The organism is Polaribacter sp. (assembly GCF_036480315.1).
GTDB lineage: Bacteria > Bacteroidota > Bacteroidia > Flavobacteriales > Flavobacteriaceae > Polaribacter.
This window is the reverse complement of sequence record NZ_JAZGGG010000003.1, coordinates 18,677-28,065: the sequence shown is the minus strand read 5'-3', so window position 1 is coordinate 28,065 and position 9,389 is coordinate 18,677. Positions and strand designations below refer to the sequence as shown.

Here is a 9,389-nt window from a genome sequence, read left to right as displayed (position 1 = left end):
GTTTTAAGACTAGAATACTCTCAAAATTAACCTCATTAACAATTATTCAATTCATTAATAAGTTTACTTTTGATAGAAATATTAACAACTTAAAAATTAGTATTATTTAAATGCACAACGGGTTAAAACTATTTTTTTTTAGTCATATAATCTCATCATGTTTTGGTGAGATTTTTTTTGTGATTATTTGTAAATTTTATAAAAATTAGGAAATACTTGGCAACTCACTTGAAGGATTCCAAAACACTTTTTCTAAATCTTGAATTTGATTTTCTATAATAACAATACCTTCGTTTTCGAGTAATTGTTGCATTAGGTTTGTACCATCGAAATGATGTTTACCTGTTAGTAAACCTTTTCTATTAACAACTCTGTGTGCAGGAATGTCTTCTAAATTATGCGCTTTATTCATTGCCCAGCCAACCATTCTTGCAGATCTTGCTGCGCCTAAATAAGTGGCAATTGAACCATAACTAGTTACTTTTCCTTCGGGAATTAAACGAGCAACTTTATAAACTCTTTCAAAAAAATTATCGGATTCTTTCACTTTGTGAAGATAGAAAATTTAGAATTAGAAAATGAAAATTCTTATTCAGTAGAAAACTAATACTTTAACTTAAAACGGATATAAGTTATTGCTTTACCAACTTCTAAATATTGTTTTTCGTAGAAAGTTTGCGTAGAAGTAACTTCTTCTGGCGCACCTTCATTATGGTATACATTATGGTTTGCGTGTAAAATTTCATGTCCCTCACCATGTAATAAACCTAGTGTGTAACCGTGCATAAATTCACTATCAGTTTTTAGGTTCATTATTCCGTCTTCTTTTAAAATATGATGGTATTTTTTTAAGAATTGGGCATTTGTCATTCTATGTTTTGTGCGCTGAAATTTAATTTGTGGATCTGGGAAAGTAATCCAAATTTCATCAACTTCATTTTCTGCAAAAAGATGGTCTACTAACTCAATTTGAGTTCTAATAAAAGCTACATTTTCTAAATTATCTTCTATAGCTGTTTTAGCGCCTCGCCAGAAACGTGCACCTTTAATATCTATACCTATAAAATTTTTATCAGAATTCTTTTGAGCAAGTGCAATTGTATATTCGCCTTTACCACAACCAAGTTCTAAAACTATTGGATTGTTGTTACCAAAAAAAGAATGCCATTTTCCTTTGTGAGCAAAGTTATTTATAACTTCTTCTCTTGTTGGTTGAATGACATTTTTGAACGTTTCATTTTCTTTGAAACGTTTTAGTTTGTTTTTGCTTCCCAAGTTGTAAAATTAAGCTTTGTCTTCTGTTCCCTCTTTCAAGAATTTACGAGACTGTCCCATCCAATAAGCGAATAAAACTAAAAGAATTCCCATAAAAACCCAGTTTATAAGATTTGCAGACCACCAATTAAAGTCACCCGTACGAAGTGCATTAAAAGGTAAGAATAATAAATCTGTAAATAAACTACCAATCCATCTAAAAATATTGCTTGCTATCATAACTTAATTATCTTTACACTGCAAAAATAACAAAAGAAACAATGCTAGCCAATTTTTTAAGCAAATCTAAACCTATCAATTTTATAGTTTTACTGTCTTTATTTTTTTGCGCCTTTATAATATCAATTTACAATCGTTTTTTTGTTGATACTTTTTCTTTTAATAATGTACTAAAAAGTGTTGTAATATTTGGACTGTTTTTAGCTGTTTTTTTCTTTTACAACTTCATTGTTTCTAAAAATAGGTTAACATTCGATAATTCTTATTCCTATTTTCTATTCACGTTATTTTTAAGTTTTTTACTTTCGACTTTAATTGAATATAAAACAATGATTTTAACACTATTACATCTATTTTTTCTACGAAAAACATACAGTTTAAAATCTACAAAACAGGTATTGCAAAAATTATTTGACGCAGGCTTTTGGCTAGGAATATCTTTTTTAATAGAACCTGTTTTATCTATTTATTTCATACTAATTTACACAGGAATTTATCTGCATTTAAAAATTACAATTCATACTCTTTTAACTCCTGTTTTAGGTTTTATTACACCTTTAATTGTCTATTTTACGTATTGTTTTTGGTTTGATATTACTGAAGATTTTTTACAACTTTTTTATTTTAACACCATAAATAGCATATTTATCTATGCAGAAAATAATATTATTTGGTTTGTGAGCATTATAATGGTAGTTACTTTACTATCAATTTTTATAAAATCGCCAAAAGCTTTGTCTGTAAACAATTCCTTTAAGAAAAATTGGATTTTACTTATTCTTAATGCAGTTATTGCGCTAATTTTTGCACTAATAATTCCAATAAAAAATGGTTCTGAAATTGTTTATTTACTCTTTCCTACTTCGGTAATTATTGCAAACGGATTAGAAGTATTAAAAAGTAATTTAGTGAAAAATATACTTATAAGTCTTGTTTTAATAAGTGTAATTATGCATACAGTTTTTCTATAACTTTCCACCGAAAGCTAAATCACCAGCATCACCTAAACCGGGTACAATATAACCTTTGTCATTTAGAGTATCATCAATAGCAGCAATCCATAAATGGGTATTCTCCGGGAAATGGTTTTTTATAAATTCTATTCCTTCAGTAGAACCTATAACTGCAACAATATGAATTTCTTTTGGTATACCATGCTTTTTAATAGCTTCGTAAACAGCGGCTAAACTTTGTCCAGTTGCCAACATTGGGTCCGCCAATAAAAGCGTTTTATTATCTAAAGAAGGCGAAGCAAAATATTCTACAACAATTTCAAATTCTGAATCATTATTTGGGTGATGACGATACGCAGAAATAAAAGCATTTTCTGCATCATCAAAATAATTTAATAAACCTTGGTGTAAAGGTAAACCTGCTCGTAAAATAGAACATAAAACAATATCTTTTTCTGGAAGATTAATTGTTTTATTTCCTAAAGGTGTAGTAATATCTCTTTTAGAAAAAGATAAACTTTTACTTAATTCATATCCTAAAACTTCACCTATTCTTTCTATATTTCTTCGAAAACGCAAAGAGTCTTTCTGAATTTTAACATCTCTAATTTCTGCTATAAATTTATTAAGAATTGAGTTTTCTTCTGATATGTAGTGGATTATCATTTTTCTAATATTAGAAAACAAATGTAAACTAATTGTATAAAATTTGTATATTGTACCTCACAAAAAATCATTATTAATTAAAAACAAAAATTAAAAAAATGGGAATTTTTTCATTCATTAAAAATGCTGGAGCCAAAGTTTTCGGTATTGGGAAAACTACAGAAGAAGAAAACGCAGAGAAATCTGGACAATTAAGAGACGCTATTGCTTCTCACGGATTACTAGTAACAGACTTATCTATTGAAGTAGATGATGACGCTGTAAAACTTTGGGGTGAAGCAGAAGATTTAGCAACTAAAGAAAAAGTTGTTTTAGTTGCCGGAAACACAAATGGTGTTGCATCTGTAGAAGATAATTTATCTGTTGCAGAATTAGAAGTAATTGAAGAAGCAGCAATGGCACAATTTCATACAGTTGCTAGCGGAGATACTTTAGGAAAAATTGCAAAAGAATTTTACGGAAATGCTATGAAGTATCCTGTAATTTTTGAAGCTAACAAACCTATGTTATCTCATCCAGATAAAATTTATCCTGGTCAAGTTTTAAGAATACCACCTTTAGTGGACTAATCAAAAGTTAATCAACCAAAGTTAAAAGAGTTTCAAATACAATTTGAAACTCTTTTTTTGTGCTTTAAATTAAAATTTATCATCAACTTTGCAGCTTAAATTTAGAATAATAGTTTATGAAAATAAACCAAAGAACTTTAGCTTTAATCGCTGTATTTATAGCTACCTTAATTTATGGTCTAAATTATACTATTGCCAAAGAGGTAATGCCTATTTATGTAAAACCATTTGGTTTTATTTTAATTAGAGTAGTTGGTGCAACTATTATTTTTTGGATTCTTGGACTGTTTTTTAAGATCGAAAAAATAGAAAAATCTGATTATAAAACACTTCTATTAGCTTCCTTTTTTGGTGTTGGTGTAAACATGCTTTCCTTTTTTAAAGGATTAAGTTTAACCACGCCCATAAGTGCTTCTGTTATGATGGTTACATCTCCAATAATGGTTTTAATTTTTTCTAGTATTTTAATAAGAAAAGCAATAGGTAAACAGAGAATTATAGGAGTAATTATTGGTTTAATGGGCACAATTTTATTAATTACTTATGGTAATTCTTCAAACACAGGTGCAACAAATAGTAACTGGGGTAATTTTTTAGTTTTTATTAATGCATCTTCATACGGATTGTATTTAGTAATTTCAAAAAAATTAGTTGAAAAATACCAACCAATAACACTTGTAAAATGGCTGTATTTATTAGGGTTAATATTTGTAATTCCTTTTGGTTATAACGAATTAATAGAGGTAGATTGGCAAGAAATGCCTACAAATATCTATTTTAATATTGGGTTTGTGGTTTTCTTTACCACTTGTGTAACTTATCTTTTTAATTTGTATGGTCTATCAAAATTAAAACCTACAACCGTAAGTGTTTTTATTTATTTACAGCCTGTAATTGCTACTATTTATGCATTAATTGCTGGTAGTGATTCTTTAAACCCTGTTAAGATTAGCGCCACTTTACTTATCTTTTTGGGCGTATATTTGGTTACTAAACAAGTAGAAAAATCTACTAAATAAAGTTATATTTGCAACTCATTTAAAATCACGATTGTATGATTCAATCTATGACAGGTTATGGAAAATCTGTATTACAGTTACCAACAAAAAAAGTAACGATAGAAATTAAATCTTTAAATAGTAAAAATCTAGATTTAAACGTTCGAATTCCTTCTTATTATAAAGAAAAGGAATTAGCTGTTCGTAAAAAACTAGCTTCTGCATTAGTACGTGGAAAAGTAGACTTTTCAATTTTTGTTGAAATGACTGCGGATGAAACTTCTACCAAAATAAACCATGGAGTTGTTAAAGACTATATGCAACAATTAAGAAATGTTGTTAAAACGGGTAGTTCAAATGATGTTGAATTGTTAAAAATGGCAATAAAAATGCCAGATGCATTAACTACAGAACGTGAAGAATTAGACGAAAATGAGTGGAATGTTATCAATGAAAACATTGATATTGCCATTAAAGAAATTGTACAATATAGAGTTGATGAAGCGGCTTCATTAGAAATTGATTTTAAAGAAAGAATCACAAATATTAGAACCTATTTAGAGGAAGTAAAAGCACTAGATGGTGATCGAGTAGAAAATGTAAAAACACGTTTAAAAAAGGCTATTGACGATTTAAAAGTTGATACTGATGAAAATCGTTTTGAGCAAGAATTAATCTATTATTTAGAAAAATTAGACATTAATGAAGAGAAAGTTCGTTTGGCTAATCATTTAGATTATTTCTTATTAACGCTTGCTTCAGAAGATTCTAATGGTAAAAAATTAGGTTTCATTGTTCAAGAAATGGGTCGTGAAATAAATACTACCGGTTCTAAAGCAAATTTTGCACCTATGCAAAAAGCTGTAATCCAAATGAAAAATGAATTAGAACAAATTAAAGAACAGATTTTAAACGTGCTTTAAGCAAAGCTTAATGCAAGCTGATTTTTTTTTCAGCTTCTCACTATTAATATATAAAAGATTCTGAAATAAATTCAGAATGACAAAAATTAGAAAATTTATGTCAGATTTTAAAGGAAAACTATTTGTGTTTTCAGCACCTTCAGGTTCAGGTAAAACTACTATTGTTCGTCATTTATTAAAACAAGAAAGATTCAATTTAGAATTTTCTATTTCAGCAACTTCAAGAGAACCAAGAGGTTTTGAAAAAGAGGGTGAAGATTATTATTTTATCGACTTAAAAAATTTTAAAAATAAAATTAAAAGTGATGCCTTTTTAGAATGGGAAGAAGTTTATAGAGATAATTTCTACGGAACCTTAAAAACTGAAGTAGAACGTATTTGGGCTTTAAAAAAACATGTTATTTTTGATATTGATGTTGTTGGAGGTTTAAGAATTAAAAAGAAATTTCCGGATAAAACATTATCAGTTTTTGTAAAACCACCAAGTGTAGATGAGTTAAAAATTCGACTTAAAAAACGATCTACAGAAAATGAAGACAAAATAAATATGCGAATTGCAAAAGCTTCTGTAGAACTTGCAACTGCACCACAATTCGATAAAATTATTAAAAATTACGATTTAGAAGTTGCTCTTAAAGAAGCAGAAGATTTAATGAGTGATTATTTGAGTTTAGATAAAAAAACAAAAACGAGCTGTTAAAAACTAAAAAAAAAAATGAAAATCGGTCTTTATTTTGGTACGTTTAATCCAATACATGTTGGGCATTTAATTATTGCTAATCACATGGTAGAAAATTCAGATTTAGATGAAATTTGGATGGTTGTAACACCTCATAATCCTTTTAAAAAGAAAAGTTCTCTTTTAGAAAATAATCACCGATTCGAATTGGTTTACAGAGCAACAGAAAACTATTCGAAGATAAAACCTTCTGATATTGAGTTTAAATTACCACAACCAAACTATACGGTACATACTTTAGCGCATATTTCCGATATATATAAAGACAAAGAGTTTTGTTTAATTATGGGTGAAGACAATTTGAAAAGCTTTCATAAATGGAAGAATTTTGATGTCATTTTAGAGAATCATCATTTATATGTGTATCCAAGAATTTCTGAAGGAAAAGTGGCTACTCAATTCGATAATCATCCTAAAATTCATAAAGTTGCTGCACCAATTGTAGAAATTTCCTCTACAATGATTAGAAACGGAATTAAAGACTCAATGAACATTCAACCAATGTTAACCAAAGAAGTTTGGCAATATATTGACGAAATGAATTTTTACAAAAAATAGATTCACTATTTTTACGTTATAGATTTACAATAAATCAAAAACTAATTTTGGGTAAAAAGGATAAAAAAAAAGATAAATTAAAAAAAAGACTAACTGACAAATACAGATTGGTTGTTTTAAATGAAAACACGTTTGAAGAACGTTTTTCTTTAAAATTATCTCGTTTAAATGTATTTGTTTTGGGCGGTGTATTTTCTATTTTATTAATTGCCGTAACTACAGTTTTAATTGCCTTTACACCCATTAAAGAATATATTCCTGGTTATTCCTCTTCACAATTAAAAGCAGATGCTGTAAAATTAACTTTTGAAGCAGATTCTTTAAAAATTAAATTAGCAGTTTTAGAAAACTACACGAAAGCTTTAATACCTGTATTAACTGGAGAAATTGAAGCAGAAAGTATAGATTCAATACAAACTAAAGCAAGACAAAGAGTTATAAACGAAAGTTTGTTAAACGCTTCTAAAGAAGACTCTTTATTTAGAGAAAAAATAGAAAGTGAAAATAGATTTGCCATACAACAGAATACTAATAGCAACGTAAAAATTGTATTTTTTGCACCACTTTCTGGTACAGTTTCACAAAATTTCGACTCCAACTCTAAACATTTTGCGGTTGATATTGTTGCCAAAACCGGCACACCAATAAAAGCAATTGCAGATGGAACCGTTATTTTTTCTGACTGGAACACAGAAACTGGTTATGTAATTCTTTTAAAACATTCCAACGACTATATTTCTGTTTATAAACACAACGGAAACCTATTGAAGCAACAAGGCGATTTTGTGAAATCTGGTGAAGTAATTGCAACCGTTGGTTCTACAGGAGAATTAACAACGGGCGCTCATTTGCATTTTGAACTTTGGAGCGGAGGTTATGCCGTAAACCCAACTAATTTTATTGATTTTAAATAATGAGTATCAAATCTATTTTCGCGATTCCGTTTGCAAAGTTTGCAACTAGAAAAGTCTTTAAATGGGCAAACAAGCCGCATGAAACTCAAGAAAAAGTTTTTAAAAACTTAATTAAAAAAGGAAGTAAAACAGCTTTTGGTAAAGATCATAATTTTGATAAAATAGCTACTTATGATGATTTTAAAAAACAAGTAAAAGTTACAAATTACGAAGGTTTAAGACCTTATGTAGATAGAATTGTTACAGGAGAATCTGATGTTCTTTGGACAGGAAAACCTTTATATTTTGCAAAGACTTCTGGTACAACTTCTGGCGCAAAGTACATTCCTATCACCAAAGATTCTATGCCAACGCATATTAAAGCAGCAAAAAATGCAATGCTTTTTTATATTGTTGAAAAAAACGATGCTAGTTTTGTGGATGGAAAAATGATTTTTCTTCAAGGAAGTCCTGTATTAGAAGATAAAAATGGTGTAAAATTGGGTAGATTAAGCGGAATTGCTGCACATTATGTGCCTAATTATCTATTAAAAAACAGATTACCAAGCTGGGAAACCAACTGTATTGAAGATTGGGATGCCAAAGTAAATGCTATTGTAGAAGAAACTGTAAATGAAGACATGTCTGTTATTAGCGGAATTCCTTCTTGGGTACAAATGTATTTTGAAAAACTGATTGAGAAAACTGGTAAATCAGTTTCAGAATTGTTTCCTAATTTTAACTTCTTCATTTATGGTGGTGTAAATTTTGAACCTTATAAAAATAAATTCGAAAGTTTAATTGGTAAGAAAATAGATTATATAGAATTATATCCAGCTTCCGAAGGTTTTATTGCTTATCAAGACAGTCAAACCGAAAAAGGAATGTTGTTGCAATTAGATTCTGGTATTTTCTATGAATTTATTCCTGCAAGTGAGTTTTTTAATGAAAACCCAACAAGAATTTCTTTAAGAGATGTAAAAATTGACGTAAATTATGTTATTATTTTAAATACAACTGCGGGTCTTTGGGGTTATAATATTGGTGATACTGTAGAATTTACCTCAACAAAACCTTATCGAATTAAGGTTACCGGAAGAATTAAACATTTTATTTCTGCCTTTGGCGAACATGTAATTGGTAAAGAGGTAGAAAAAGCTTTAAACGATTCAATTTTAGGAACAGATATTAATATTAGTGAATTTACTGTTGCGCCGCAAGTTAACCCAGAAAGTGGTTTGCCTTATCATGAATGGTTTATAGAGTTTGAAAATGCACCTGAAGAGTTATCAATATTAGCATCAAAAATTGATGCTTCGATGCAGCAACAAAACGTTTATTATATAGATTTAATTAAAGGGAAAATTTTACGCCCTTTGGTCATTAGAAAAGTTAAAAAAGGGGGTTTTCATGAATATATGAAATCTATTGGTAAATTTGGTGGACAAAATAAAATTCCGCAATTGTCTGATAATAGAAAAATTGCAGATGTTTTAAATAACTTTTTAATTGAAGATTAACAAAATACATATAAAATGGGAGATTATTTATTTTTAGTATTAGCAATAGGATTGATTATTGTTTACTTTTACAACA

The 9,389-nt window shown here is 28.7% G+C and carries 12 protein-coding genes and 1 pseudogene; 9 read left to right on the top strand and 4 right to left on the bottom strand.

All coding sequences use genetic code 11. The annotated features are described in order from the left end of the window. A pseudogene (locus tag V3V28_RS00715) lies at positions 1 to 110 on the top strand (IS982 family transposase); the annotation flags it as partial. 95 nt (positions 111 to 205) lie between these two features. Here V3V28_RS00715 and V3V28_RS00710 read toward each other — a convergent pair. From V3V28_RS00710 to V3V28_RS00700, 3 genes are read right to left on the bottom strand one after another with little or no spacing between them, the layout of a single operon-like run. Beyond that, positions 206 to 547, bottom strand: coding sequence for an MGMT family protein (locus V3V28_RS00710; protein WP_331363099.1), 342 nt, complete (start codon positions 545 to 547; stop codon positions 206 to 208). Between the two features lie 56 nt (positions 548 to 603). Continuing rightward, complete coding sequence (trmB, locus tag V3V28_RS00705) at positions 604 to 1,275, bottom strand: tRNA (guanosine(46)-N7)-methyltransferase TrmB (protein ID WP_331363098.1); 672 nt, start codon at positions 1,273 to 1,275, stop codon at positions 604 to 606. Between the two features lie 9 nt (positions 1,276 to 1,284). Further along, entirely contained in the window at positions 1,285 to 1,494 is a 210-nt protein-coding gene (locus V3V28_RS00700) for a DUF6341 family protein (RefSeq protein WP_331363097.1), read from the bottom strand. 41 nt (positions 1,495 to 1,535) lie between these two features. On the opposite strand from V3V28_RS00700, the gene V3V28_RS00695 reads away from it, so the two are divergent. Continuing rightward, complete coding sequence (locus tag V3V28_RS00695) at positions 1,536 to 2,465, top strand: DUF6427 family protein (RefSeq protein ID WP_331363096.1); 930 nt, start codon at positions 1,536 to 1,538, stop codon at positions 2,463 to 2,465. On the opposite strand, the gene upp is transcribed toward V3V28_RS00695, so the two are convergent. Continuing rightward, a complete protein-coding gene (upp, locus tag V3V28_RS00690) occupies positions 2,460 to 3,113 on the bottom strand; it encodes a uracil phosphoribosyltransferase (RefSeq protein ID WP_331363095.1) in 654 nt (217 codons plus the stop codon). The two genes, V3V28_RS00695 and upp, sit on opposite strands and share 6 nt — an antisense overlap. A gap of 98 nt (positions 3,114 to 3,211) precedes the next feature. Here upp and lysM point away from each other — a divergent pair, with 98 nt between their 5' ends. From lysM to V3V28_RS00655, 7 genes are all read left to right on the top strand, one after another. Beyond that, complete coding sequence (gene lysM, locus V3V28_RS00685; RefSeq protein WP_331363094.1) at positions 3,212 to 3,682, top strand: peptidoglycan-binding protein LysM; 471 nt, start codon at positions 3,212 to 3,214, stop codon at positions 3,680 to 3,682. 122 nt (positions 3,683 to 3,804) lie between these two features. Further along, a complete protein-coding gene (locus V3V28_RS00680; RefSeq protein WP_331363100.1) occupies positions 3,805 to 4,701 on the top strand; it encodes a DMT family transporter in 897 nt (298 codons plus the stop codon). Between the two features lie 35 nt (positions 4,702 to 4,736). After that, positions 4,737 to 5,603 carry a YicC/YloC family endoribonuclease gene (locus V3V28_RS00675; protein WP_331363093.1) on the top strand — a complete coding sequence of 289 codons (867 nt, stop codon included), beginning with the start codon at positions 4,737 to 4,739 and terminating at the stop codon, positions 5,601 to 5,603. Between the two features lie 76 nt (positions 5,604 to 5,679). Beyond that, positions 5,680 to 6,303 (top strand): guanylate kinase, encoded by a 624-nt coding sequence (gene gmk, locus V3V28_RS00670; protein ID WP_331363092.1) that lies wholly within the window; start codon positions 5,680 to 5,682, stop codon positions 6,301 to 6,303. Positions 6,304 to 6,318: 15 nt separating this feature from the next. Then, positions 6,319 to 6,900 (top strand): nicotinate (nicotinamide) nucleotide adenylyltransferase, encoded by a 582-nt coding sequence (gene nadD / locus V3V28_RS00665; RefSeq protein WP_331363091.1) that lies wholly within the window; start codon positions 6,319 to 6,321, stop codon positions 6,898 to 6,900. Between the two features lie 47 nt (positions 6,901 to 6,947). Then, entirely contained in the window at positions 6,948 to 7,814 is an 867-nt protein-coding gene (locus tag V3V28_RS00660; RefSeq protein ID WP_331363090.1) for a M23 family metallopeptidase, read from the top strand. Continuing rightward, the gene (locus tag V3V28_RS00655; RefSeq protein ID WP_331363089.1) at positions 7,814 to 9,313 is read left to right on the top strand and encodes a GH3 auxin-responsive promoter family protein; all 1,500 of its coding nucleotides are present in this window, start codon (positions 7,814 to 7,816) and stop codon (positions 9,311 to 9,313) included. The genes V3V28_RS00660 and V3V28_RS00655 overlap by 1 nt, the downstream gene beginning before the upstream one ends. Positions 9,314 to 9,389: the final 76 nt, after the last annotated feature.

What these genes read in the sequence shown, in the direction of transcription:
- V3V28_RS00700 (WP_331363097.1), bottom strand. Translation starts at nt 1,494, where the DNA reads ATGATAGCAAGCAATATTTTTAGATGGATTGGTAGTTTATTTACAGAT.
- V3V28_RS00695 (WP_331363096.1), top strand. Translation starts at nt 1,536, where the DNA reads ATGCTAGCCAATTTTTTAAGCAAATCTAAACCTATCAATTTTATAGTT.
- upp (WP_331363095.1), bottom strand. Translation starts at nt 3,113, where the DNA reads ATGATAATCCACTACATATCAGAAGAAAACTCAATTCTTAATAAATTT.
- lysM (WP_331363094.1), top strand. Translation starts at nt 3,212, where the DNA reads ATGGGAATTTTTTCATTCATTAAAAATGCTGGAGCCAAAGTTTTCGGT.
- V3V28_RS00675 (WP_331363093.1), top strand. Translation starts at nt 4,737, where the DNA reads ATGATTCAATCTATGACAGGTTATGGAAAATCTGTATTACAGTTACCA.
- gmk (WP_331363092.1), top strand. Translation starts at nt 5,680, where the DNA reads ATGACAAAAATTAGAAAATTTATGTCAGATTTTAAAGGAAAACTATTT.
- nadD (WP_331363091.1), top strand. Translation starts at nt 6,319, where the DNA reads ATGAAAATCGGTCTTTATTTTGGTACGTTTAATCCAATACATGTTGGG.
- V3V28_RS00655 (WP_331363089.1), top strand. Translation starts at nt 7,814, where the DNA reads ATGAGTATCAAATCTATTTTCGCGATTCCGTTTGCAAAGTTTGCAACT.